The organism is Kitasatospora sp. NPDC033851 (genome assembly GCF_055576085.1).
Window position 1 is genome coordinate 1 of record NZ_JBVIRL010000026.1, and the last position, 26,593, is coordinate 26,593.

Sequence of the window (26,593 nt, forward strand, 5' to 3'; positions counted from 1 at the left end):
CGCAGGTGCTGTGTGTCGAGCGGGTCGGGGTCGAGGACAACTTCTTCGACCTGGGCGGCGACTCGATCCTCAGCATCCAGGTCGTCGCCCGCGCCAGGGCCGCCGGCCTGGCGGTCAGCACCCGGGAACTCTTCGACCACCCGACAGTGCGCGGCCTGGCGGCCGTGGCCGAGCGGGCACCCGAGCCCGACGCGGACCACACGCCCGCCCGGACGATCACCGGCCCGGTCGGGCTGACCCCCATCCAGGCCTGGTTCTTCGAGCACCACCCGGCGGCCCCCCACCACTTCGACATGTCGATGACCGCCACCCTCAAGGACGGGGTGGACCGCACGGCCCTCGCCACGGCGCTGAACGCCCTGGTCGCGCACCACGACGGCCTGCGGCTGCGCTTCCACCGCACGGAGACCGGCTGGACCCAGCAGGCGGCCGAGCCCGGCGAGGCCGTCCCGGTGCACCACGAGGACCTCACGGCCCTGCCCGAGGACGAGCGGCAGGCCGCGTTCGACCACCTGGTCGCCCGGGCGCAGAGCAGCCTGGACCTCACGGACGGCCCGCTGCTTCGCTGCCTCACCGCTGATCTCGGTGCGGGTGGGGTGCGGTTGGTGGTGGTGGCGCACCACCTGGTGGTGGACGGGGTGTCGTGGCGGGTGCTGCTGGAGGATCTGGCGGTGGCGTACGGGCAGGTGGTGTCCGGTGCCGCGGTGGATCTGGGCGCGAAGTCGGCGTCGTTCCAGGAGTGGGCGTACCGGCTGCGGGAGCTGGTGGAGTCGGGTGGTTTCGACTCCGAGCTGGCGTACTGGTCCGGTGTGGGCCAGGGGGTTGAGCCGGGTCTGCCGGTGGAGGGTGTGGCGGCGCGGCCCGGTGGTTTGCGGGTGGTGTCGGGCGCCTTGTCGGTGGAGGCGACGCGGGCGCTGTTGCAGCGGGTGCCGGGGGTGTACCGGACCCGGGTGAACGAGGTGTTGCTGGCGGTGCTGGCCCGGGTGCTGGGGGAGTGGACCGGCCGGGACCGGGTGCTGGTGGATGTCGAGGGGCATGGTCGTGAGGAGCTGTTCGCGGGCGTGGACGTCTCGCGGACGGTGGGCTGGTTCACCTCGGTGTTCCCGTTGGAACTGCCGGCGGGCGGCGACTGGGACGTGCTGGTCAAGGCGGTCAAGGAGCGGATCCGCACGGTGCCGGGCCGCGGGATCGGGCACGGCGCCCTGCACTACCTCGGCGTCTCCGCACAGGAGTTGGGCTCCGCCCGGGCCCAGGTGAGCTTCAACTACCTCGGCCAGTTCGACGGCCAGGGCGGCGCCGGTGACGACTCGCCGTTCCTGGCGACCGGCTTCCTGCAGGACGGCGAGACCAGTCCGCTCGACTCGCACCCCTACGTCCTGGATGTCGTGGGCCGGGTGGTGGACGGTCGGCTGCTGGTGGAGTGGGGCTGGCAGGAGGGCGTGTTCTCCGTTGCGGTGATCGAGGGGTTGTCTGCGGGTTTCGTGGCCGCGTTGGAGGAGTTCGTGGCGCACTGCGGGGTGCCGGGGGCGGGTGGGTTGACGCCGTCGGACTTCCCGCTGTCGGGGCTGGATCAGGCGGGTGTGGACCTGGTGGTCGGAGACGGCCGGGGGGTGGAGGAGGTGCTGCCGCTGTCGCCGATGCAGAGTGGCATGTTGTTCCACTCGCTGGTGGAGGCCGATTCTCCGGCGTACTTCGAGCAGTTGATGTTCACCGCCGATGGTGTGTCGGACGTGGGTGGGTTCGCCGCGTCGTGGCAGCGGGTGGTGGACGAGGTGCAGGCGCTGCGGGTGGGCGTCGTGTGGGAGGGCGTGCCGGAGCCGGTGCAGGTGGTGCGCCGGGGTGTGGTGCTGCCGGTGGAGGTGTTGGACTGGTCCTCGGTGGACGGGGACGGTCAGGCGGTGCGTTGGGACGCTCTGGTGGCGGCCGACCGTGAGCGGGGGCTGGATCTGCGGCAGGTGCCGTTGGCGCGGCTGACGTTGGTCACGGTGGCGCCGGGCCGGGTGCGTGTGCTGTTGACGTTCCATCACATCCTGTTGGACGGGTGGAGTCTGGCGCGGGTGCTGTCGCTGGTGTTCGACGACTTCGCGGCGCGTTCGGCGGGTTCGGCGCTGCCGCTGCTCTCCGGTGGTCGCGGTTTGGCGGCGCAGGTGGGCTGGTTGCGGGGTCGGGACGCGGGGGTGGCGGAGGAGTTCTGGCGCTCCGTGCTGGCCGGGTTCGAGTCCCCGGTGGCGCTGCCGTTCGACCGTCAGGTGGTGCGGGCGGGTCAGTCCCGTTCGACCGGCCGGGTCGGGGTGCGGCTGTCGCAGGAGCTGTCGGAGCGGGTGTTCGGGTTCGCGCGCCGGCATCGGCTGACGGTGAACGCGGTGGTGCAGGGCCTGTGGGCGCTGCTGCTGGCGGGCTGCTCGGGTCGTAGCGACGTGGTGTTCGGGGCGACGACGTCGGGTCGTCCGGTGGAGCTGCCGGGTGCGGACGAGATGATCGGCGTGTTCATCAACTCCCTTCCGGTGCGGGTGGATCTGGACCCGCACCAGGGTGTGGTGGAGTGGCTGCAGGCGCTCCAGGCCGAGCAGGTCGAGGCCCGGCGCTTCGACTACCTCCCGCTCACCCGGATCCAGGCCGTCAGCGAACTGCCCACCGACCAGGCCCTGTTCGACTCGCTCGTGATCTTCGCCAACTACCCGGTCGACACCGACACGGCGGCCGGCCGCGGGCTGCGGATCAGCGAGGTCACCGCGGTCGAGGCGACCAACTACCCGCTCAACCTGGCGGCCTACACCGGCGTCGGGCTCACCCTCGACCTGCTGTACGACCCGGCGATGTTCGACGAGGGCACCGTCGAGGGCCTGCGCGACCAGCTGGTCCGGCACGCCGAGAGCGTCGTCGCCGCCGACGGCTCCACCACCCTGGCCGGGCTCGACCCGCTCGGCGCCGACCAGCGCCACCAGGTCCTCGACGACTGGGGTCGCGGGGCGCCGGCCGAGCCGGACACCACGCTCACCGCGGTCTTCGCCGAGCAGGTGCGCCGCGACCCCGGCCGGATCGCCCTGGTGGTCGGGGACGAGGAGGTCTCGTACGGCGAGCTGGACGTGCGGGCCAACCGGCTCGCCCACCGCCTGATCGAGCTCGGGGTCCGCCCGGACTCCCGGGTCGGGGTGTGCCTGGGGCGGCGCACCGAGCTGTTCGTCGCCCTGCTCGCGGTGCTCAAGGCCGGCGGCGGCTACGTGCCGCTGGACCCGGAGTACCCCGCCGATCGGCTGGCCTTCATGGTGAGCGACTCCGGCGCCGAGCTGGTCATCACCGACGCCGCGAGCGCGAGCGCGCTGCCGGCCGGGGAGGTCCGGCTGCTGCTCGGGGACGACCCGCAGGAGGTGGCCGCCGTCCAGCGCCGGCCGCAGACCGATCCGCAGGTACCCGTCCACCCGGACAGCCTTGCGCACGTGATCTACACCTCCGGCTCCACCGGGCGCCCCAAGGGCGCCGTGATGCCGCACCGGGGCGTGCTGCGGGTCGCCCACGACCCCAAGCTCGCCCTGACCGCCGAGGACGTGGTCGGGCAGCTGGCCACCATCTCCTTCGACGCGGGCACGCTGGAGATCTGGAGCGCCCTGCTGAACGGCGCGGCGCTCGCAGTGAGCCCCAGCCGCAGCATGTCGGCCGCCGAGCTGGGCGCGTTCCTGCACGGGTACCGGGTGTCGGTGGTCTGGATCACCGCCGGGCTGTTCCACGAGATCGTGGACAGCGACGTCCAGGCCCTCGGCGGCCTGCGGCTGGTGATGTCCGGCGGTGACACCCTCTCGCCGGCCCACTGCGTGCGGGTGGTCGAGCAGGTGCCCGGCATCCGGGTGATCAACGGCTACGGGCCGACCGAGGGCACGGTGTTCACCTCGCTGTTCACCGTCAACGGCAACTACTCCGGGAACGGCCCGATGCCGATCGGCACCCCGATCGGCGGCACCCGGGTGTACGTCCTGGACCCGGCCCTGCGGCCGGTGCCCCCGGGCGTAGAGGGCGAGCTGTACGTCGCGGGCCAGGGCCTCGGACGCGGGTACGTCAACCGGCCCGGGATCACGGCCGAACGCTTCCTCGCCGACCCCTTCGCCGCCGACGGCTCGCGGATGTACCGCTCCGGCGACCTGGTGCGCTGGCTTCCGGACGGCAACCTGGACTTCGTCTCCCGGACGGACTTCCAGGTGAAGATCCGCGGCCTGCGGATCGAACTGGGCGAGATCGAGGCGGCCGTGGCCGACTACCCGGGCGTCGCCCAGGCGATGGTGCTGGCCCGCGAGGACGGCCCGGGCGGCAAGTGGCTGGTGGCGTACCTGGTGCCCGAGGCCGGTGCGCCCGCACCGGACCAGGCGCAACTGCGGGAGTTCCTGGCCCGCCGGCTGCCCGCCTACATGGTCCCGGGCGCGCTGGTGGCGCTGGAGGCGTTCCCGCTGACGCCCAACGGCAAGGTGGACCGCCGGGCCCTGCCCGCCCCGGGCACCACGGGCGGCTCGGAGGAGGAGTACCGGGCCCCCGCCACACCCATCGAGGAACTGCTCGCCGACATCTGGGCCCAGGTGCTCAAGACGCCGCGGATCAGCGCCGAGGCGAACTTCTTCGACCTGGGCGGCGACTCGATCCTCAGCATCCAGGTGATCTCCCGGATCCGGGAGACCTTCACCGTCGACCTGTCCGCCCGGACCCTGTTCGAAAACCCCACGGTCGAGGAGCTCGCGACAGCCGTCGAGGCCGCCCTCCTGGCCGCACTGGAACAGCAGGCCGACCAGCCGTAGCGCGGCCACCGCGAGACCGGCGCACGCTCGTGCGCCGGCCCCGCGGGCCCGCCGAACTCGAACCGACGTGCACACACGAAGAGGAGACACCCGATGGACGCGGCACGTGAGCGCCTGATCGAGTCGCTGCCGGAGCACATGCGGGCCGCGATGCGGGCGCGGCTGGCGGAGGGGGGCGGCAAGGACCGGCCGGGCCGGATCGTCCCGGCCGGCCGGGACCGGGCGCTGCCGCTGTCCTTCGCGCAGCAACGGCTCTGGTTCCTGGACGAGTTCGAGCCGGACAGCGCGGAGTACAACACCTGCAGCTCGCTGCGAATCACCGGAGAGCTGGACGTACGGGCGCTGTCGCTGGCGCTGTCCGCCCTGGTGGTGCGGCACGAGGTGCTGCGGACCACCTTCGACGCGGTGGACGGCGAGGCGGTGCAGCTGATCGGCGCGCCGTTCACCGTGCCGGTGCCGGTGGTGGACCTGCCCGGCGCCCCCCACCCGCAGGACCGCGACGACCGGGCCAAGGAACTGCTGCGGGCCGAGGTCGCCCGCCCCTTCGACCTGCGCACCGGACCGCTGCTGCGGGCCCTGCTGGTGCGCCTGGACGAACACGAGCACGTCCTCGCCCTGACGGTCCACCACATCGTCACCGACGGCTGGTCGATGGGCGTCGTGGCCCGCGAGCTGGGGGCCCTGTACGGGGCCGCGCTGGAGGCCGCAACGGCGCAGCCCGAGGAGATCCTGGCGAAGGCGGGCCTCGCGCCGCTGGCCGTGCAGTACGCGGACTTCGCCGTGTGGCAGCGCGAGCGCCTGGCCGGCGCCGCGCTGGACGAGCAACTGTCGTACTGGTCCGGCAAGCTGGCCGGAGTGCAGGCGCTGGAGCTGCCGACCGACCGGCCCCGCCCGGCGGTGCGCACCTCGGCCGGCGCCCAGTACCTGTGCCGGCTGGACCCGGAGGTGACGGCCGGCCTGACGGCCGCGGCCCGGGCACGGGGCGGCACGCTGTTCATGAGCCTGGTCGCGCTCAGCTCCCTGGTGCTGTCCCGCTGGTCGGGCCAGCAGGACATCGCCCTCGGCACCTCGGTCTCCGGCCGCGAGCGGGCCGAGGTCGAGGACCTGATCGGCTTCTTCGTCAACACCCTGGTCCTGCGCACCGGTGTGGACGAGACCCGCTCCTTCGCCGACCACCTCGGCGCCGTCCGGGAGACCGTCCTGGAGGCGTTCGCGCACGCCGAGGTGCCCTTCGAGCGGGTCGTCGACGCCGTCGTCACCGAACGCGACCTCAGCCGTTCCCCGCTGGCCCAGGTCATGGTCTCGCTGCAGAACACCCCGGCCGAGAAGCTGCGGCTGTCCGGAGTGACCCTGGAGGAGTTCATCTTCTCCCGCGAGCAGTCCCTCTTCGACCTCGACCTCGACTTCTGGGAGCAGGACGGCGGCCTGCTCGCCGCCGTGCAGTACAACCCGGACCTCTTCGACGCCGCCACCGTCGAGCGCCTGTGCGGCCACCTGCGCCTGCTGGCCGGCCGACTGGCGGCCGAGCCGCAACGGCCGATGGCCGAGCTGTCGATGCTCGCCGACACCGAACTCGACCTGCTGCTGGGCACCTGGTCCGGCACCGCCGACCGGCTCCCGGCCACCACCCTGCCCCAGGAGTTCGAGGCCCAGGCCCGGCTGACCCCGCACCGCACCGCACTGGTCTGCGCGGGCACCCGGCTGGACTTCGCCGAACTGGAGGCCCGGGCCAACCGCCTGGCGCACCACCTGATCGGCCACGCAGTGGGCCCCGAGGCACTGGTGGCCCTCGCCCTGCCGCGCACCGAGGACATGGTGGTGGCCGTCCTCGCGGTCCTCAAGGCCGGCGGCGCCTACGTCCCGGTGGACCTCGAACTGCCCACCGAGCGCATCGACTTCATGCTCGACGACGCCGCCCCGGCCCTGGTGCTGACGGCCGGCGCAGCCCTCGCCCCGGCCGGGCGCACCGCACTGGACCTCACCGACCCCACAGTGCGGGCGGCCGTCGCCGCACAGCCCGCCACCGCGCCCACCGACGCCGACCGGCTGCGCCCGCTGCACCCGGCCAACCCCGCCTACCTGATCTACACCTCCGGCTCCACCGGCCGCCCCAAGGGAGTTCTGACCACCCATCAGGGCCTGCTCAACCTGTACCGCAACCACCACGACGAGTTCATCCGGCCCGAGCAGGCCCGCGCGGGCGGGCGCACCATGCGGGCCGCGCTGACCGCCGTGTTCTCCTTCGACACCTCGTGGGAGGGCATGCTCTGGATGGTCGCCGGCCACGAGCTGCACCTGATCGACGACGAGACCCGGCGCGACCCCGAGGCGATCGTCGAGTACGTGGCCACCGAACGCGTCGACCTGCTCGACCTGACCCCCACCTACGCCGAGCAGGTCCTGGCCGCCGGGCTCCTGACCGACCCGCGGCACCGCCCGGCGATCCTGATGCTGGGCGGCGAAGGCGTCGGCGAGACGCTCTGGCGCGAACTGCGCGAGGCCGCCGACACCACCGGCTACAACTTCTACGGCCCCACCGAGGCGACCGTGGACACCGTGTGGTGCCGGCTGGAGCAGTCTCCGCGCCCGGTCGTCGGGCGCCCGGTGCACAACACCGGTGTGCGCGTCCTGGACCGCCGGCTGCGGCCGGTGCCGGTCGGCGTGGCCGGCGAACTCCACCTGACCGGGCCCTCGCTGGCCCGCGGCTACCTGCGCCGTCCGGGCCTGAGCGCCGAGCGCTTCGTCGCCGACCCCTACGGCGCCCCCGGCGAGCGCATGTACCGCACCGGAGACCTGGTGCGCTGGAACGCCGACGGGGTGCTGGAGTACCTTGGCCGCGCCGACGACCAGGTGAAGGTCCGCGGCTTCCGCATCGAACTGGGCGAGATCGAGTCCGCGCTCGCCGCCCACCCCGCGGTCGCGCAGGCCGTCGTGGTGGCCCGGGACGGCCGCGCCGGCGGCAAGCAGCTGGTCGGCTACGTGGTGGCCGTGCCGGGCGCACAGGCCCCGGCCACCGCCGAACTGCGCGCCCTGCTGGCCCGCAGCCTGCCCGACTACATGGTGCCCACCGCCGTCGTCGCCCTGGACACCCTGCCGGTGACCAGCAGCGGCAAGGTGGACCGGGCGGCCCTGCCCGCACCGGACCCCTCCGTCGTCCCCGTCCACGAGCGCATCGCCCCGCGCGACGCGGTCGAGGAGGCACTGGCCGGCGTCTGGGTGCAGGTGCTCGGGCTCGACGGGGTCGGGGTCACCGACAACTTCTTCGAGCTTGGCGGCAACTCGATCCTGAGCATCAAGGTCATCTCCCGGCTGCGCCGGCTCTTCGGGATCGAGCTCTCCGCACGCTCGCTCTTCGACCGCCCGACCATCGAGGGCCTCGCCGAACTGGTGACCCAGGGCCGCGCGGCCCGGCACACCGCCCGCATCGTCCCGGTCGGCCGCGACCGGGCACTGCCGCTGTCCTTCGCCCAGCAACGCCTCTGGTTCCTCGACGAGTTCGAGCCCGGCAACGCCGCCTACAACGCCGGCGGAGTGCTGCGGCTGAGCGGCGAACTCGACCTGGGGGCACTGTCGCTGGCCCTGTCCGCGCTGGTGGTCCGGCACGAGGTGCTGCGCACCACCTTCGCCGTCGCCGACGGCGAGGCCGTGCAGGTCGTCGGCGAGCCGTTCACCGTACCGGTGCCGGTGGTCGACGCCGCCGACGACACCGACCGGGTCGAGGAACTGCTGCGCGCCGAGGTGGCCCGCCCCTTCGACCTGCGCACCGGACCGCTGCTGCGGGCCCTGCTGGTGCGCCTGGGCGAGCACGAACACGTCCTCGCCCTGACGCTGCACCACATCGTCACCGACGGCTGGTCCATGGGCGTCATCTCCGGCGAGCTCGGCGCCCTGTACGGCGCCGCACTGGACAGCGACCCGACGGCGCAGCCCGAGCAGGTGCCGGCCAAGGCCGGCCTCGCGCCCCTGGCGGTGCAGTACGCGGACTTCGCGCTCTGGCAGCGCGAGCACCTGGCCGGCGCCGTCCTGGACGAGCAACTGTCCTACTGGTCCGCCAAATTGGCCGGCGTCCAGGCCCTGGAACTGCCCACCGACCGCCCCCGCCCGCCGGTGCGCACCTCGGCCGGCGCCCTGCACACCTTCCGGCTCTCTCCCCGGGCCACCGAAGGCATGGCCCGCACCGCGCAGGAGCACGGCGCGACCTTGTTCATGGCCGTCACCGCCCTCAGCTCGCTGGTGCTCTCCCGCTGGAGCGGCCAGCGCGACCTCACCCTCGGCACCCTCAGCTCCGGACGCGAGCGCGCGGAGGTCGAAGGCCTCATCGGCTTCTTCGTCAACACCCTGGCACTGCGCACCGACGTGGACGAGACCCGCTCCTTCGCCGAGCACCTCGGCGCCGTGCGCGACACCGTCCTGGAGGCGTTCGCGCACGCCGAAGTGCCCTTCGAGCGGGTCGTCGACGCCGTCGTCACCGAACGCGACCTCAGCCGCTCCCCGCTCGTCCAGGCCCTGGTGGCCTACCAGAACACGCCCTCCGAGCCGATGCGGATGCACGGGCTGGAGCTGTCCGAGCAGCCGTTCGCCCGCGACTTCTCGCTCTTCGACCTCACCCTCAACTTCTGGGAGGAGGACGGCGCGCTGTGCGGCTCGCTGGAGTACAGCACCGACCTCTTCGACCCGCGGACCATGGCCCGACTGGTCGGCCACCTCGAGGAACTGGCCTGCCGGGTCACCGCCGAACCCGCCCGCGCCACGGCCGAACTGCCGCTGCTCACCAAGGCCGAGCAGGAGGAGATCACCGCCCGCCAGTCCGGCCCCGAGCGGACCCTGCCCACCTGCACCGCCCCCGAGCTGTTCGAGGCCCAGGTCCTGCGCACACCCGACGCCCTCGCCGTCGCGGCCGACGACGACGAGCTGAGCTACGCCGAACTCAACGCCCGCGCCAACCGCCTGGCCCGGCACCTGCGCACGCTCGGCGCCGGCCCGGAGACCGTGGTGGCCGTCGCGATGCCCCGCACGGCCGCCCTGCTCACCGCCCTGTACGCCGTGCACAAGGCCGGCGCCGCCTACCTGCCGGTGGACCCGCAGTACCCGGCCGAGCGGATCGCCACCCTGCTGCGCGACGCCCGACCCGTCTGCCTGATCACCGCCACCGACGACGCCCTCCCGGCCGAACCCGCACCCGGCACGGCGCACCTGGCGCTGGACGCGCCCGAGGTCCGAGAGGCTCTGGCCGCCCACGCGGCCGACAACCTCACCGACACCGAGCGCGGCGGGCCGCTGCTCCCGCAGCACCCGGCCTACGTCATCTACACCTCGGGCTCCACCGGCACCCCCAAGGGCGTCGTGGTGCCGCACACCGGCCTGGTGAACTACCTGTACTGGTGCGACCACACCTACCCGGGCATCCGGGGCGGCGCCCTGCTGCACTCCTCAGTCTCCTTCGACCTCACCGTCACCACCCTGTTCGCCCCGCTCGCCTTCGGCGGCACCCTCTACGTCGGCGACCTCGACGAACTCGACCCGAAGCGCTGGCAGGGCCGGCGCCCGGTGCCCACCTTCGTCAAGGCCACCCCCAGCCACCTCCCGCTGCTGGAGGCCCTGCCCGAGGGCGTGCTCCCCGAGGGCGACCTGGTGGTCGGCGGTGAGCAGCTGCTCGGCACCACACTGGCCCACTGGCGGGCCAAGCACCCGGGCGCCGCCGTCGTCAACGAGTACGGTCCCACCGAGGCCACCGTCGGCTGCGTCGTCCACCGCCTGGCACCCGGCGAGGCCGACCAGGACGGCGCCGTCGCCATCGGCACCCCGCTGTGGAACATGCGCGCCTACGTGCTGGACGCCCTGCTGCGCCCGGTGCCCACCAGCGTGGCCGGTGAACTGTACGTCGCCGGCGCCCAGTTGGCCCGCGGCTACCTCGGCCGTCCGGGCCTGAGCGCGGAGCGCTTCGTCGCCGACCCCCACGGCGCGCCCGGCGCGCGGATGTACCGCACCGGCGACCTGGTGCGCCGCGACCGCGACGGCGTCCTGGAATACCTGGGCCGCACCGACGACCAGGTCAAGATCCGCGCCCACCGGATCGAACTGGGCGAGGTGGAAGCGGCGTTGACCGCAGCGCCCGGGGTCGGTCAGGTCTCGGTGGTCGCCGTCGACGGGCCGGGCGGGCTGCGCCTGGCCGCCTACGCCGCGCCCCGCCCGGGCGAGAGCGAGCCGGCCGTGGAGGCGCTGCGCGAGTTCGCGGCCGCGGTACTGCCTGACTACATGGTCCCGGCGCTGTTCACGGTGCTGCCCGAGCTGCCGCTGACCGTCAACGGCAAGGTGGACCGCCGGGCCCTGCCCGACCCGTCCGCCACCGCCCCCGAGCCGGCCGCCGAGAGCCCGCGGGACGAGGCCGAGCGGCTGATCGCCGGCGTCTTCGCCGACCTGCTCGGCCTGGAGCGGGTCGGCGTGACGGACAGCTTCTTCGACCTCGGCGGCGACTCGATCCTGAGCATCCAGCTGGTCGCCCGGCTGCGCCGGGCCGGGCTGACGGTCAGCTCGAAGGACGTCTTCAGGGGCGGCAGCGTCCGCGCCCTGGCCCAGCTGCTGGCCGAGAAGTCGCCCGAGCAGCCGGCCGGATCCGCCGCGGCGCCGGCCCCCGCCACCGGCCCGGCGCCGCTGGCCCCGGTCCAGCAGTGGTTCTTCGAGCGCTACCGCGAGGAGCCCGGCCACTACAACATGTCCGTCCAGCTGGAACTGGCCGAGGACGTGCGGCCCGAGGCGCTCGCGGCGGCGGTGGCCGGTCTGACGGCGCACCACGAGGCACTGCGGATGCGCTTCACCGGCGACGGGGCCGAGCGGCGCCAGCAGCCGGTGGCCCCGGAGCAGGCGGCGCCGCTGGAGCGGGTGGACCTGTCGGCGGTGCCGGCGGACGCCCTGGCGGCCGAGGAGGCCGCCCGGGTCAGGGCCGCGCAGCGCTCACTGGACCTGACGGCCGGCCCGGTCTTCCGGGCGGTGCACCTGGACGGCGGCCCGTCCCGCCCGTCCCGGCTGCTGCTGATCGCGCACCACCTGGTGGTGGACGCGGTGTCCTGGCGGGTCCTGCTGGACGACCTGGCGAGCGCCTACCGGCAGGCGGTGGCGGGCGAGCCCGTCCACCTGGAGCCGGTCGCCACCTCCTACACCGGCTGGGTGAGCGCGCTGCGCGAGCACGTCGCGGGCGGGGCGCTGGAGGACGAGCGCCCGTACTGGGCGCAAATCGCCGCCGGAGAATCCCCGGCAATACCCCTGGATCACGCCGGTGGTAATACGGTATCGTCGGAGGCGGATATTTCGGCCGAATTGGACGAGGCGGAGACCGCGAAACTCCTGCGGACCGCCCCGGGCCAATACCGGGCGCGCACCGAGGAAATTCTGGTGGCGGCGCTCGGGGCGGCCCTGACCGGCTGGTCCGGGGGCTCCGGAATCCTGGTCGACCTGGAGGGGCACGGCCGCGACAGCGAACTCGACGGCTGCGACGTCGCGCGCACCGTCGGCTGGTTCACCACCATCTACCCGGTCCGGCTGCCGGCGCCGGCCACGGCCGACCCGAAGGCCCGGGTGCGGGCCGCGGCGAGCCTGCTGCGGGCCGTCCCGGGGCGCGGCATCGGCCGCGGAGCGCTCGCCCGGTACTCCGAGGCCGGCGACCCGGCCGCCGGGGCGTCGCCCGAGGTGATCTTCAACTACCTCGGGCGGTTCGAGGAAACACCTGGTGGGGGGCGGCAGGACGGCCCGTTCAGGGCCGTGCTGCCGATCGCCGACCAGCAGAGCGAGCGCGGCCGGCGCCCGCACCTGATCGACATCGCCGCCGCGGTGAACGGGAACCGGTTCACGGTCACCTGGCGGTACTCGACCGAACTGCACCGCGCGGAGACCATCGCGAAACTGGCCGAGAGCTTCCTGGCCGAGCTGCGTGACCTGCTGAATCCCGCCCGCTAGTTTCAGACCGCGGTTCAAAAACCGCCGGTTCCAGCGGGTGCGAAAAAGCCTGCCCGGCGGAAATCCCGACCACCGAATGCGACAAAGGGGAGAACCATGTCCAACCCGTTCGAGAACGACGATTCCGAATACCTGGTGCTGGTCAACGACGAGGGCCAGCACTCGCTCTGGCCGACCTTCGCCGAGGTTCCCGGCGGCTGGCACCGGGAATTCGGTCCGGCCGCCCGCCAGGAATGCCTGGAATTCGTCGAGAAGAACTGGACCGACATGCGCCCGAAGAGCCTGATCGAGGCCATGGGGGCCTGACCCGCCCGGCCGTACCACGCGTGGAGGAGACAACATGAACGGGACGCTGCCGCCGGAGTCGGCGGTGCTCGGCCCCTGTACCGGCCGGGTCGAGGGCAACGCAGACACGGCCGTGGTGGTCTACCGCCCGGCCGCGGGCGGACTGGACATCGCCCAGTGGGCGACCGAGCACCGCCCGCACCTGATGGACGCGCTCGCGACGTACGGCGCGGTCCTGGTCCGCGGGGTCGTGCACGAGGCTGCCCTGCTCAACGAGGTGGCCGGCCGCATCGGCGGCGAACTGCTCACCTACAACGAGCGGTCCACGCCGCGCACGCAGGTCAGCGGCAACGTGTACACCTCGACGGAGTACCCGGCGGCGCAGACCATCGTCCAGCACAACGAGAGCGCATACTCCGACGGCTACCCGCTCTGGCTGTTCTTCGCCAGCACCGTGGCCGCTGAGACCGGCGGCGAGACCCCGCTCGCCGACAGCCGCGCGGTGGCCCGGCGCCTGCCCGCCTCCCTGGTGGGCCGCTTCCGCGCCAAGGGCGTCCTGTACACCCGCGCCTACCGCGAGGGCATGGGCCTGACCTGGCAGGAGTCCTACCAGACCGAGGACCGCGCCAAGGTCGAGGAGTACTGCCGCTCGCACGGCATCGAGTGGACCTGGACGGAGGACGGCCTGCGCACCCGCCACCGCCGACCCGCGCTGATCACCGACCCGCGCACCGGCGAGGAGTCCTGGTTCAACCAGGCCCACCTCTTCCACTCCTCCAACCTGCCCAAGGAGACCCGCGAGGCGCTGGAGGAGATGTTCGACCCCGAGGACATGCCGCGCGGCGCCTACTACGGCGACGGCACGCCCATTCCGGACGAGGAGCTGGACCTGGTCCGCCAGGCCTTCGAGGACAGCGCCTACGCCTTCCCGTGGGTCGAGGGCGACCTCCTGATGGTCAACAACCTGCTGGTCTCGCACGGCCGCCGGCCGTACACGGGCAAGCGCACGACGCTGGTCGCGATGGCCGGGAACGGACACGGTGACGCATGAGCACTGAACGGACGGCAGGCACCGAGCAGGTGCGCACCTACTACGAGCTGGTGGACGCCCAGGACGTGGAGGGCCTGATCGCCCTGTTCGCCCCGGACGCGGTCTACCGGCGCCCCGGCTACGACCCGATGCGCGGCCACGACGGCCTGCGGGCCTTCTACACCGGGCAGCGGGTGATCGAGTCCGGCCGGCACACCATCACCTCGCTCACCGCCCAGGACGACCGGGTCACCGTCTCCGGGGTCTTCGAGGGGCGACTCAAGGACGGCAAGGACGTCTCCCTGGAGTTCGCCGACTTCTTCACGCTCACCCCCGAGGGCCTCTTCCAGCGCCGGGACACCTTCTTCTTCGCCCCGCTGGTCTGACCCCCACCATCCGGGCCCTTCCCTTGCGGGCCCTTCCCGCCGGGCCCCTCGGCCCGACCCCGCCCCGGCCGGCCGCACCCGGCCGGGGCCGGCCCCACCCGAAGACCGTCCACAGGAGGCCGAGTGTCCCCGCGCATCGAGAGAAAACCCCTGGAGCACCCGCTGCCCGTCGCCGAACGGCTCGAGCGCACCCGCTCCGCCGCCTTCGGCTCGGCCCTGACCGAACACCTGGTCTCCGTCGAGTGGGACGCCGAACAGGGCTGGCACAGCGCCCAACTGCAGCCCTACGAACCACTGCTGATGGACCCGGCGATGGTCGGCCTGCACTACGGGCAGGTCGTCTTCGAAGGCGTCAAGGCCTTCAGGGCACCCGATGGGGCGATCCGCATCTTCCGCCCCGAGGCCCACGCCCGCCGCTTCCAGGACTCCGCCCGGCGGCTGATGATGCCCGAGATGCCGCAGGACCTCTTCGTCGCCGCCCTCGACGAGCTGACCCGCCAGGACCAGGACTGGCTGCCCGACGACCCCGAGATGAGCCTCTACCTGCGTCCGCTGCTCTACGGCAGCGAGCGCACCCTCGCGCTGCGCCCCGCCCGGCAGTACCGCTTCCTGCTGATGGCCTTCGTCACCGAGGCCTACTTCGGCCGGGACCAGAAGCCGGTGCGGGTCTGGGTCACCGAGGAGTTCTCCCGCGCCGCGGCCGGCGGCACCGGCGCGGCCAAGTGCGCCGGCAATTACGCGGGCAGCCTGCTGGCCCAGGAACAGGCCAAGGCCAAGGGCTGCGACCAGGTGGTCTGGCTCGACTCGGCGGAGCACCGCTGGGTGGAGGAGATGGGCGGGATGAACCTCTTCTTCGTCCACGGCTCCGGCGCCGACACCCGGCTGACCACCCCGCCGCTCACCGGCACCCTGCTGCCCGGCGTCACCCGGGCCTCCCTGCTGGACCTCGCCGCCGACCTGGGCATCCCGGCCGCCGAGGAGCCGCTCAGCCTGGACGCCTGGCGCGCCGGCTGCGTCTCCGGCGAGATCACCGAGGTGTTCGCCTGCGGCACCGCGGCCCGGGTCAGCCCGGTCAACGAGGTCGCCACCGCCGACGGCTCCTGGGTCATCGGCGACGGCCGCACCGGCCCGCTCACCGCCCGCCTCGCCGAACTGCTGACCTCCGTCCAGCAGGGCACCGCGCCCGATGCGCACGGCTGGATGCACGACGTCCCGCTCGCCTGACCGCCGCCCCATCCCTTCACAACGACAGCCAAGGAGTACCCATGCCCAACAAGATCGTCATAGTCGGTGGCGGGACGTCCGGATGGATGACCGCCGCGTACCTGCGCGCCACCTTCGGCCCGAACGTCTCGGTCACCCTGGTCGAGTCCAAGCGGATCAAGACCATCGGCGTCGGCGAGGCGACCTTCAGCACCGTGCGGCACTTCTTCGACTACCTCGGCCTGCCCGAGGAGGAGTGGATGCCGCGCACCAACGCCACCTACAAGCTCGGCATCAGGTTCGAGAACTGGCGGCGCAAGGGCCACTACTTCTACCACCCCTTCGAGCGGCTGCGGGTCGTCGACGGCTTCCCGCTCACCGACTGGTGGCTCAAGGACCGGCCCAGTGACCGGTTCGACCAGGACACCTTCCTGATGACCTCGATCTGCGACAACGAGCGCTCCCCCCGCTACCTGGACGGCACCCTGTTCGAGCAGGAGTTCGTCGAGCGCCCCAAGGACGGCAACGCCTCGCGCACCACGCTGTCCGAGCAGGCCACCCAGTTCCCCTACGCCTACCAGTTCGACGCCTCGCTGCTCGCCGACTTCCTCTCCGAGTACGCCATCGAGCGCGGCGCCGTTCATATCGAGGACGACGTGCTGGAGGTCGTCCGTGACGACCGCGGCTGGATCAGCCACCTGCGCACCCGCGAGCACGGCGACCTGTCCGGCGACCTGTTCATCGACTGCTCCGGCTTCCGCGGCCTGCTGATCAACCAGGCCCTCGAAGAGCCGTTCATCTCCTACCAGGACACCCTGCCCAACGACCGCGCCGTCGCCCTGCGCGTGCCGGTGGACATGGCCAAGCGCGGCCTGCGCCCGGCCACCACCGCCACCGCCCAGGAGGCCGGCTGGATCTGGAGCATCCCGCTGTTCGGCCGCCTGGGCACCGGCTACGTCTACGCCTCCGACTACACCACCCCCGAGGAGGCCGAGCGCACCCTGCGCGAGTTCGTCGGCCCCGACGCCGAGGACCTGGAGGCCAACCACATCAAGATGCGGGTCGGGCGCACCCGCAACGCCTGGGTCAACAACTGCGTGGCGATCGGCCTGTCCAGCGGCTTCGTCGAGCCGCTGGAGTCCACCGGCATCTTCTTCATCCAGCGAGGCATCGAGCAGCTGGTCAAGCACTTCCCGAACGCCGACTGGGACCCGCAGCTGCGCAAGTCCTACAACAGCGCGATGGCCCACACCCTCGACGGCGTCCGCGAGTTCCTGGTCCTGCACTACAAGGGCGCGGCCCGCGACGACAACGCCTACTGGCGCGACGCCAAGACCCGCGTCATCCCCGACGGCCTGGCCGAGCGGCTGGAGCAGTGGCAGGTCAAGCCGCCGACCAGCGACACCATCTACCCGCACTACCACGGCTTCGAGGCGTACTCCTACCTCGCCATGCTGCTCGGCCTCGGCGGCATCCCGATCAAGGCCGTCCCGGCGATGTCGCTGATGGACTCCACCGCCGCCGCCAAGGAGTTCCAGCAGCTCAAGGACCAGGCACAGGATCTCGTCAGGCGCCTGCCCAGCCAGTACGAGTACCTCGCCCAGCGGCACTGACCGTCCGTGGAGACAGGGAGAGCATTCGTGTTGGCGAGTACGTTCATCGAGCCGGCCCTGGTGGTCCTCGTGCTGGTCCCCGGCGCCCTGCTGGGCCGTCGGGCGGCCAAGGCGCTGGGCCAGCCGGCCGTGGTCGGGGAGATCGCGGCCTGTCTGGCGCTGGGCGCCCTGCTGAGCTCCCGGGTGCACTGGGGCACCCAGTCGCCCGGCTGGGACCTGTTCAAGGAACTCGGGCACCTCGGCCTCTGCCTGTTCCTGGTCGGCGCCGCCCACGAGATCCGCGGCGGCGGCCACCGCCTGCCCAGACGGGCGCTGGCCTGGCTGTCGGCCGGGTCGATCCTGGTCCCGATGGGCGCCGGCGCCCTGCTCGCGGCCTGGATCATCGCCGGCGGGGGAGGCCCGCACCTGCGCGGGGACTCCGGCACACCCGCCTTCGTGTTGATGCTCGCGATCGCACTGGCGGTCACCGCCGTGCCGGTGCTCGCCGGCATCCTGCGCGACCGCGGCATGGAGCACACCGAGGAGGGCCGGCTCTCGATGGCCTCCGCCGTCCTCATCGACGCCGTCACCTGGGTCCTGCTCACCCTGGCGATCGGCCTGCACAAGGGTGGCGACGGCCCGCTGCGCGCCGTCCTGGTGGTACTGGGCGGGGCGATGGCCGCGCTTGCCCTGCGCCGCCTGGCCGGCACCCCGGCGGTGGACCGGGCGGCCTGCGGCTACCCGAGGGCGGCGGTGCTGGCGGTGGGCCTGCTCGCCCTCGGCGCCGCCCGGCTGACCCAGGACCTGGGCCTGAGCGACGTGTTCGGAGCCGTCATGGTCGGCCTGGCGCTGCCGCCGGACGGCGGCCTCGGCCCCTGGACCAGGTCGGCCGACCTGCTCGGCAAGCTGGGCCGCGGCCTGCTGCCGGTGCTGTTCCTGACCGCCGGGACCACCCTGGCGGCCGCCCCCGGCGGAGCGTTCTCCTGGTCGGCCACCATCGTCGCCACCGCCCTCGCGCTGGCCGGAAAGCTCGTGGGCAGCTACCTCGGTGCCCGGGCCGGCGACCAGCCGCCGATCTCCTCGTTCAAGCTGGCCGCGCTCATGAACACCCGCGGTCTCACCGAGATCGTGATCCTGCAGATCGGGTACAGCGCGGGCCTCCTGCCGCCGGCGCTCTACGTCGCGCTCGTCATCATGGCGCTGATCACCACGGGGCTGAGCGGGCCACTGCTGTGGCTGGCCGACCGGATCGGGACCCGTGCGCCGGTGGCCGCCGAACCGATCCTCCAACAAGTCGAGCGGTGAGTCTCATGGAAGTCGTCGCAAACCCTGACACCATCCGTACCGCCCCGCCGAGTTCGCCCGAGGAGTTCCGGTCGCTGATGGCCGGCTTCCCGACCGGGGTCGCCATCGTCACCGCGGTCGACCGCGACGGCCGCCCCTGGGGCATGACCTGTTCGGCGCTGTGCAGCGTCAGCGTGGACCCGCCCATCCTGGCCGTCGGCATGCGGGCCGAGAGCCCGACCCTGCGGGCGGCCCTGGAATCGGACGCCTTCACCGTCAACCTGCTGCACGCCCAGGGCCGTTCGGCCGCCGAGCTGTTCGCCTCCGGCGCCCCGGACCGCTTCGACTCCACCGAGTGGAGCATGCCCGAGTACGCCGCCGGCCCCCACCTCACCGAGGCCGCGCACGCCGTCGCCGACTGCCGCATCACCCAGATCGTGGTGGTCGGGGAGCGGCGGATGGTCTTCGGCGAGGTCATCCAAGTAATCCGACTCGCAGACGACGACCCGCTGTTGTACGGAAGCCGACGCTACGGCACCTGGTCTGCCACCCAACCGAGGAGTCACCGATGAACGCAGCCGCGCCCCGCGGTGCCGTCACCCGACACGCCCGCCCCCGGAACTTCCTGATGTGCCGCCCGACCCACTACGACGTCAGCTACTCCATCAACCCGTGGATGCAACCCGCCAAGCCGACCGACACCTCGCTCGCCGTCGCCCAGTGGGAGCGGCTGCACGATCTCTTCCTGGAGCTCGGGCACACCATCGAGCTGATCGAGCCGATCCCCGGCCTGCCCGACATGGTGTACGCCGCCAACGGCGCCACCGTGGTCGACGGCAAGGTGTTCGGCGCACGCTTCCGCCACCAGGAGCGGGTCGCCGAGGGCCCCGCCTACCTGGACTGGTTCCGCGCGCGCGGCTACACCGAGCTGCACGAGCCGCAGTACGTCAACGAGGGCGAGGGCGACTTCCTCGTCACCGACAGCCACGTGCTCGCCGGCTGGGGCTTCCGCAGCACCCTGGAGGGCCACGCCGAGGCCCAGGAGTTCTTCGGCCGCCCCGTCGTCGGCCTGGAACTGGTCGACCCGCGCTTCTACCACCTGGACACCGCCCTGGCCGTGCTCGACGGCGACGAGATCATGTACAACCCGGCCGCCTTCTCCGCCGGAAGCCTCGCCGTGCTGCGCCGCCTCTACCCCGACGCCCTGCTCGCCGAGCCCGCCGACGCGGCCGTGTTCGGCCTCAACGCGATCAGCGACGGTCGGCACGTCGTGTTGCCCGAGGCCGCCACCGGCTTGGCCGGGCAGCTGCGCGAGCGCGGCTTCGAGCCGATCGGCGTCGACCTGACCGAACTCCTCAAGGCGGGCGGCAGCGTCAAGTGCTGCACGCTCGAACTAAGGCCCCGCGGCTGAGCGCCGCCGTCCCGGTCGGCGCCCGGCCGCCGGCCGGGCCAGCTCCAACTGACCGGAAGCGTCGCGACCGTTCCGCCATCGGTCGCGGCGCTTCCCTCTGCCCTGAGGTCGCGTGGTGACAGTGGAGATGACGATGACGCAAAGCATGCACGGCACAGGAAGCACCGGCAGATCCGACTGCGGACGCCAGCTCCCCAGCCCGATGCCGGTGCACAAGTACCGCCCCTACCGACCGATCGGCCTCACCGGCCGCACTTGGCCCGATCGCACCCTCGACCGCGCCCCGCTGTGGTGCAGCGTCGACCTGCGCGACGGCAACCAGGCCCTGATCGACCCCATGGGGGTGGACCGTAAGCAGCGCATGTTCGACCTGCTGGTCGCCCTGGGCTTCAAAGAGATCGAGGTCGGCTACCCGACCGCCTCCCGGGACGACCACGACTTCGTGCGTCGGATCATCGAGACCGGCGCGATCCCCCAGGACGTGGTCGTCCAGGTCATGGCACCGATCCGGGACGGCTTCCTGGAACGCACCGTGGACTCGCTGCGCGGCGCCCGCCGGGCCGTGCTGCAGGTCTTCAACCCGACCTCCGAACTGCAGCGCCGGCTCGTGTTGCGGATGGACCGCCAGGAGACCCTGGACCTCGCCCTGCGCGGCGCCCAGGAGGCGCTGCGCCTGCAGGATTCGCTGCCCGGCACCGAGCTCTACCTCCAGTACGCCCCGGAGTCCTGGACCCAGACCGAGCCCGAGTACGCGCTCGAACTGTGCAACGCCGTCCTGGACTTCTGGGCGCCCCGGGCCGACCACACCCTGCGCGTCAACCTGCCGGCCACCGTCGAGGTCTTCCCGCCGCACGAGTTCGCCGACCGCATCGAGTACATGCACCGCAACCTGGCGCACCGCGAGCGTACCCTGCTGTCCGTCCACCCCCACAACGACCGCGGCAGCGGGGTGGCGGCCGCCGAACTGGCCGTCCTCGCCGGCGCCGACCGGGTCGAGGGCACCCTGTTCGGCAACGGCGAACGCTCCGGCAACGTCTGCCTGGTGACGCTCGCCATGAACCTCTTCTCCCAGGGCGTCGACCCGATGCTCGACCTGCGCGACCTCGACGGCATCCGCCGCGTGGTGGAGGACGTCAACCGCCTGCCCGTTCCGGTGCGCCAGCCCTGGGCGGGCGACTTCGTCTACACCTCCTTCGCCGGCGCCCACCAGGACGCCATCAGCAAGGGCTTGGCCGCCCGTACCGGCGACCCTGACGAGCCCTGGCAGGTGCCCTACCTGCCTGTCGACCCGCGGGACATCGGGCGCGACTACCAGGCGCTGATCCGGATCAACACCCAGTCCGGCAAGGGCGGCGTCGCTCACCTGATGCGCCGTGAGTACGGCATCGACCTGCCGCGCCGGCTGCAGATCGACTTCGCCACCGTCATGCAGCGCGTCTGCGAGCAGATCGGGGGTGAGGTCGACTCCGCCGAGCTCTGGCGCACCTTCGAGAAGACCTATGTCGCGCCCGGCCAGGCGCCCGACGAGGCCGAATCGGCCACCGTGACGGACCGCTTCGACGAGGACGGGCCGACGGCTGAGGGGGAGTGGGCCGAACAGGCCCGCTCGCTGCTCGCCGCCGCCGGCGGCACCGCTCGGCTCGGGCACCTGGACCTCCACAAGGCAGGCGGCCGCACCCAGGCGGTCGTCGCCTGCTGCGAACTTCTGGTGGACGGCCGCCCGGTGTGGGGAGTGGGTATCCACGAACGGGCCGGGCAGGCCGTGCGGGCCGGGGTGTGCGCGGCCCTGGAGCGCATCCGCCGCACCGCCCGGCCCGTGGACGGCGCCGCGATCAGGACACCGTCGTCCGCGGCGCACTGACGGTCACCCAGTGATCCAGCAGGGCCGCAGCGGCCCCCGAGTCGACCACTTCGGCGGCCCGCGCCAGCGTAGCCGCCAAGCGGTCGGCGACCGGCTGGTGCGACGGCTCCAGGGCGGCCAGCCCGGCCGCCGCGGACAGCAGGACCGCGTCGCGCACCGGACCGCGCTCGCCGCCCAGCACCGAGCGTGCTACGGCGGCGTTGTGCGCCGCGTCGCCGCCGCGCAGCGCGCCGCGATCCGCGAGCGCGATTCCCAGCCGACGCGGGTCCAGGCGCTCGCACTCGACCTGTCCGCCGTGCGTCGACCAGATCGTGGAGGAGCCGGTGACGGTCAGCTCGTCCAGGCCGTCGTCCCCCCGGAACACCAGCGCGCTCACCCCCCGCTCGGCCAGGAACTCCGCGATCAGCGGCCCCAGCCGGGGGTCCGCGACCCCGACCGCCAGCGCGCCCGGGTCGGCCGGATTGGTCAGCGGGCCCAGCGCATTGAACACCGTCGGCACCGCCAACTCCCGCCGCACGGCCGAGGCGTGGCGGAACGCCGGATTGAACGCCGGGGCGAAGCAGAAACCGATGCCCACCTCCCGCACCGAGCGCACCACCTCCTCGGGCGAGGACTCCAGGCCCACGCCGAGCTGCTCCAGCACATCGGCCGAACCCGACGCGGAGGACGCCGAACGGTTGCCGTGCTTGACCACCCGTGCCCCGGCCGCCGCAGCCACGATCGCCGACATGGTGGACACGTTCACCGTACGCGCCCCGTCCCCGCCGGTGCCCACGATGTCCACGACAGGCCCCGGTACGCTCAGCGCCACCGCGTGGCTGCGCGCGCAGGCGACCAGTCCGGCCAGCTCTCGCGCGGTCTCGCCCTTGGCCCGCAGCGCCACCAGGAAGCCGGCCAGCTGCGCCGGGCCCGTCTGGCCGCGCATCACCCGGTCCATCGCCCACGAGGTGTCGGCGGCATCCAGATCGGTCCCGGCCAGCAGCGCGGTCAGCAGCCCCGGCCACGTCCTCTGATTGATTCCCACCATGAGTTCCTCACCTGATATCGGATTCCGGTTTCGTCTGCCGGGCCGTTCGGCCCCGCATCGGGAATTCTTCCGTCGGAAATCCGCGTGCCACCAGACCAATTGACCGCTGCTCCCTCGGACCGCTTTTCCACGACAATTCCCCAAAGGGAGTACCGATGACTTGGCACACGCTGATCGAGGTCTCACGGAAAGCCGGACCCTCCCTCACCGCCCAGATCCAGGGCACACTGCGGCGCGAGATCACCGAGGCGGTCCTGCTGCCCGGCACGAGACTGCCCTCCAGCCGCCAGCTTGCCGAGGACCTCGGCGTCTCGCGCAGCGTCGTGGTGGAGGCCTACGGGCAACTGATGGCCGAGGGCTACCTGGAGGCCACGCCCGGCTCCGGCACCCGGGTGGCCGCTCGCCCCACCGCCGCCTCGCCCCCGCCCACCCTGCTGCGCGAGGACCCCGCCCCACCGGTGCGCTGGGACCTGCGCACCGGCACCGCCGGCCTGCCGAGCTTCCCGCAGCGCGAATGGCTGGCTTGCTACCAGAACGCCGTGCGTGGCGCCTCCCGGCGCGACCTCGGCTACCCCTCGCCCTCCGGGGTGCCCGAACTGCGCGCCGAACTGGCCGGCTACCTCGGCCGGGTCCACGGCGTGCACACCACGCCCGAACAGGTCGTGGTGGTGTCCGGTTTCGCCCACGCGCTCGGCCTGGTCTGCGCCGTCCTGCCGGAGTTGGGCATCGACGCGCTCGGCATGGAGGACCCCTGCCACCTGCGCCAGCGCCAGTTCGTCCGTGAGACCGGGCTGCGCCCGCACGCCGTCCCGGTGGACGGCGACGGCATCGACGTGGCCGCGCTGTACCGCTCCGGGCTACGGGCAGTCCTGGTCACCCCCGCCCACCAGTTCCCCACCGGCGCGGCGCTCACCGCCGAACGCCGCGAGTCGCTGGCCCGATGGGCCAGGGACGTCGACGGCTGGGTCATCGAGGACGACTACGACGGCGACCTCTGGCTCGCCCGCGGCGTGCGCGTCCCCGCCCTGCAACGCCTGCTACCCGAACGCACCCTCTACGGCGGCACGGCCAGCAAATCCCTGGCCCCCGGCCTGCGGCTGGGCTGGCTCGCCGTGCCCCGCCGCCTGCTCGCCCCGTTGGAACGGGTCCGCTCCCGGCGGGACCTCGGCTCCGACGTGCTCACCCAGCTCGCTCTCGCCGAACTGATGCGCTCCGGACTGTTCGACCGCCACCTGCGCGCCCAGCGTGCTCACCTGCGCGGCCGCCGCGAGAGCCTCGAACTCGCCGTCCAGCGCTTCCTGCCCGGCACCCGGATCCTGGGCACCGCCATGGGACTGCATGCCTACCTGCGCCTGCCCGACCACGTGGACGAGGCCCGCTTGGTGGCGGCCGCGCTGCGCCGCTCGGTACTGGTCCAGGGCGGGCGGCTGTTCCACCACCGCCCGCGCCCGGACGCCCCGGCCCTGGTGCTCGGCTACTCCAACCTCCCGCGCTCGGCGGTCACGGAGGTCCTGCGCACCCTCGGCGAGGCCTGCGCCGAACAGCCGGCCGGGCGCCGCCGCAGCTGCGCCTGACCGGCTGTCCGGAATCTGTTCTCAGGAGCGAGCCCCAGCCGCCAGGAAGTTCTCCAGCAGCCGCATCCCACCGGTGGTAGTGATGCTCTCCGGGTGGAACTGCAGCCCCTCCACCGGCAGGCTGCGGTGCCGCAATCCCATCACGTAGCCGTCGTCCGCGGCGAGCGCGGTCAGCTCCAGCTCCTCGGGCAGCGGCTGCGCCACGACCAGCGAGTGGTACCTGGTTGCGGTCAGACTGTTGCCCAGCCCGGCGAAGACGCCCCGGCCATCGTGCGTCACCGTGCTGGTCCGCCCGTGCATCAGCCGGCCCGCCACCTCCACCCGGCCGCCGAAGGCCAGCGCGATCGCCTGGTGCCCCAGGCACACGCCGAGCAGTGGGATCCGCCCGGCGAAGGCGTGCACCAGCTCGACGTGGCCGGAGGCCGCCGGGTGTCCCGGGCCCGGGCCGAGCAGGATTGCGTCCGGGGCGGATGCGGCCAGTTGCCCGGGGGTGCGGGTGTGGGCGCGCACGACCTCGGTCTGCGCGCCCAGCGAGCGCAGGTACTGGTCGATGATGTGGACGAAGCTGTCCCTCGCGTCCACCAGCAGGACCTTCACGCCGTCAGCTCCTCACCGGTCAACGCCCAGTACCCGGCGCCCAGTTTCGCCAGGGTCTCGTTCCACTCCGCCTCCGGCGTCGAGTCGGCCACCACTCCCGCCGACGCCTGCACCGAGTACACCCCGCTGTGGTGGGAGACGGTGCGGATGCACAGCGCCAGCTCGCTCCAGCCGCCGACGTCGATCAGCCCGACCGCGCCCGCGTAAGCGCCGCGCGGCTCGTGCTCGATGTCCTGGATGAGCTCCATTGCGCGCAGCTTCGGCGCGCCGGTCATGGTGCCGGCCGGGAACGTCGCGCAGAGCGAGCGCCACACGTCCGCCTGCGGCTCCAGGCGGGCGGAGACCGTCGAGACCAGGTGGAAGACGTGCGAGAAGGTCTCCACCGTCATCAGGCCCTCCTCCGTCAGCGAGTGCGGACGGCACACCCGGCTGAGGTCGTTGCGCGCCAGGTCGACCAGCATGATGTGCTCGGCCTGCTCCTTCGGGCTGGCCAGCAGCTCCTTGATCCGCCGCTCGTTGGCCTCCGGGTCGCCGTCGCGGCGGGTGGTGCCGGCGATCGGGCGCATCACGATCCGCTCGTCCTCGATCCGGAACAGCAGCTCGGGGCTGGCGCCGATCAGCGTGCCGCCCGCGTTGGGCAGCAGGTACATGTGCGGCGAGGGGTTGCGCGAGCGCAGCCGCCGGTACACCTGCTCGGGGGTCAGCGCAGTGCACACGTCGATCCGGTGGCCCACCTGAATCTGGTAGATGTCGCCGACCCCGATGTGCTCCAGGCAGCGCCGCACCCAGCCGAGAAAGGTGTCGCGCTCGACGGTGTCGCGCACCGACTGCGGGCGGGCGGCGGGCGGGCAGGCCTGCGCCGGTGGCGCCTGGGCGGCCTCCCGGGCCGCGGCCGCCACATCCGCACCACCGGCCGTACCGAACGCGGCGCACTGCGCGCTCAGCAGGAGCGGCCGCTCGGGGTCGTCGAAGCGCACACAGTCCCTGAAGAGGGTGAACACCGCGTCCGGGCGCTGCGCCGGCCGGGTACGCGCGGGCAGCTCGTCCATGTGCCAGGCCGCGTCGTAGGCCAGGTTGGCGAGGAAGCCGAAGCCGAACCCGGCCGGAGCCCGCTCTCGGTCCACGGCGAACAGGCCCTGGGTCCTGCGCAGCAGCTCCCACACCACGGTTGCGTCTCCCGGGTCCAGCCGGTCCAGGCCCTCTCCCGGGGTCGCCGGGAGGCCCAGGTCCGCGGCCACGGAGCGCAGCGCGGCGCGCAGCTCGGGCATGCCGTCGATCTCCAGGTAGGTGTCGTACAGCCTGATCTCGGCCAGCCGCCCGTAGCCGACCATGGCGGGCCCGCCGGGGTGGCCGGTGTCGGTCAGGCTCTCCAGCAGGTACACCTCGCCCGGCCCGTGGCGCCGGCCCAGCCGGCTGTACAGCTCCAGCGGGTCGTGCGCCGGCAGCGCTGCGGCGCCGATCCGGACGGCGAACGGGGGCGGTGGCGGAACTTCTGGCATCGGAATCCTCATCGCGAAAAGGCCAGGTCGGTATGGCCGGTGGACTTCGCATCCCAGTCAAACCGGCGTCGCCACAGGCCGGACAGACCAGTTCCCGGAAAGTCGAGCGGACCAAT

Annotated in this window: 15 protein-coding genes; 12 read left to right on the top strand and 3 right to left on the bottom strand. The window is 72.8% G+C overall.

The genetic code is table 11. The features are described 5' to 3' along the window. From ACZ51D_RS34565 to ACZ51D_RS34615, 11 genes are all read left to right on the top strand, one after another. A partial coding sequence (locus tag ACZ51D_RS34565; protein ID WP_465664526.1) for an amino acid adenylation domain-containing protein occupies positions 1 to 4,778 on the top strand: 4,778 nt, incomplete at its 5' end. Positions 4,779 to 4,871: 93 nt separating this feature from the next. Further along, entirely contained in the window at positions 4,872 to 12,728 is a 7,857-nt protein-coding gene (locus ACZ51D_RS34570; RefSeq protein WP_465664527.1) for an amino acid adenylation domain-containing protein, read from the top strand. Between the two features lie 96 nt (positions 12,729 to 12,824). Further along, positions 12,825 to 13,034, top strand: a complete 210-nt coding sequence (locus tag ACZ51D_RS34575; RefSeq protein ID WP_350517906.1) for an MbtH family protein — start codon at positions 12,825 to 12,827, stop codon at positions 13,032 to 13,034. Between the two features lie 34 nt (positions 13,035 to 13,068). Beyond that, positions 13,069 to 14,064, top strand: coding sequence for a TauD/TfdA family dioxygenase (locus ACZ51D_RS34580; RefSeq protein WP_465622212.1), 996 nt, complete (start codon positions 13,069 to 13,071; stop codon positions 14,062 to 14,064). Then, on the top strand, positions 14,061 to 14,429 hold the full coding sequence (locus ACZ51D_RS34585) for a nuclear transport factor 2 family protein (protein ID WP_360507451.1): 369 nt from the start codon (positions 14,061 to 14,063) through the stop codon (positions 14,427 to 14,429). The genes ACZ51D_RS34580 and ACZ51D_RS34585 overlap by 4 nt, the downstream gene beginning before the upstream one ends. 123 nt (positions 14,430 to 14,552) lie before the next feature. Beyond that, the gene (locus tag ACZ51D_RS34590; protein WP_465664528.1) at positions 14,553 to 15,653 is read left to right on the top strand and encodes a branched-chain amino acid aminotransferase; all 1,101 of its coding nucleotides are present in this window, start codon (positions 14,553 to 14,555) and stop codon (positions 15,651 to 15,653) included. A 41-nt stretch (positions 15,654 to 15,694) separates the two neighbouring features. Then, positions 15,695 to 17,245 carry a tryptophan halogenase family protein gene (locus ACZ51D_RS34595; protein WP_360507446.1) on the top strand — a complete coding sequence of 517 codons (1,551 nt, stop codon included), beginning with the start codon at positions 15,695 to 15,697 and terminating at the stop codon, positions 17,243 to 17,245. Positions 17,246 to 17,272: 27 nt separating this feature from the next. Continuing rightward, positions 17,273 to 18,529, top strand: coding sequence for a cation:proton antiporter (locus ACZ51D_RS34600; RefSeq protein ID WP_465664529.1), 1,257 nt, complete (start codon positions 17,273 to 17,275; stop codon positions 18,527 to 18,529). A gap of 5 nt (positions 18,530 to 18,534) precedes the next feature. Next, entirely contained in the window at positions 18,535 to 19,080 is a 546-nt protein-coding gene (locus ACZ51D_RS34605; RefSeq protein WP_465664530.1) for a flavin reductase family protein, read from the top strand. Further along, on the top strand, positions 19,077 to 19,919 hold the full coding sequence (gene ddaH / locus ACZ51D_RS34610) for a dimethylargininase (RefSeq protein WP_465622205.1): 843 nt from the start codon (positions 19,077 to 19,079) through the stop codon (positions 19,917 to 19,919). Before ACZ51D_RS34605 ends, ddaH begins: the two co-directional genes overlap by 4 nt. 133 nt (positions 19,920 to 20,052) lie before the next feature. Next, entirely contained in the window at positions 20,053 to 21,780 is a 1,728-nt protein-coding gene (locus ACZ51D_RS34615) for a 2-isopropylmalate synthase (RefSeq protein WP_465622203.1), read from the top strand. Here the strand turns inward: ACZ51D_RS34615 and trpD are convergent. Continuing rightward, positions 21,752 to 22,807, bottom strand: coding sequence for an anthranilate phosphoribosyltransferase (gene trpD, locus ACZ51D_RS34620; protein ID WP_465622201.1), 1,056 nt, complete (start codon positions 22,805 to 22,807; stop codon positions 21,752 to 21,754). The two genes, ACZ51D_RS34615 and trpD, sit on opposite strands and share 29 nt — an antisense overlap. Before the next feature lie 155 nt (positions 22,808 to 22,962). Here trpD and pdxR point away from each other — a divergent pair, with 155 nt between their 5' ends. Further along, positions 22,963 to 24,381, top strand: a complete 1,419-nt coding sequence (gene pdxR / locus ACZ51D_RS34625) for a MocR-like pyridoxine biosynthesis transcription factor PdxR (protein WP_465664531.1) — start codon at positions 22,963 to 22,965, stop codon at positions 24,379 to 24,381. 21 nt (positions 24,382 to 24,402) lie between these two features. Here the strand turns inward: pdxR and ACZ51D_RS34630 are convergent, their stop codons facing one another. Next, complete coding sequence (locus tag ACZ51D_RS34630) at positions 24,403 to 24,978, bottom strand: anthranilate synthase component II (protein ID WP_350517895.1); 576 nt, start codon at positions 24,976 to 24,978, stop codon at positions 24,403 to 24,405. Then, positions 24,975 to 26,477, bottom strand: coding sequence for an anthranilate synthase component I family protein (locus ACZ51D_RS34635; RefSeq protein ID WP_465664532.1), 1,503 nt, complete (start codon positions 26,475 to 26,477; stop codon positions 24,975 to 24,977). The genes ACZ51D_RS34630 and ACZ51D_RS34635 overlap by 4 nt, the downstream gene beginning before the upstream one ends. Between the last annotated feature and the right edge of the window lie 116 nt (positions 26,478 to 26,593).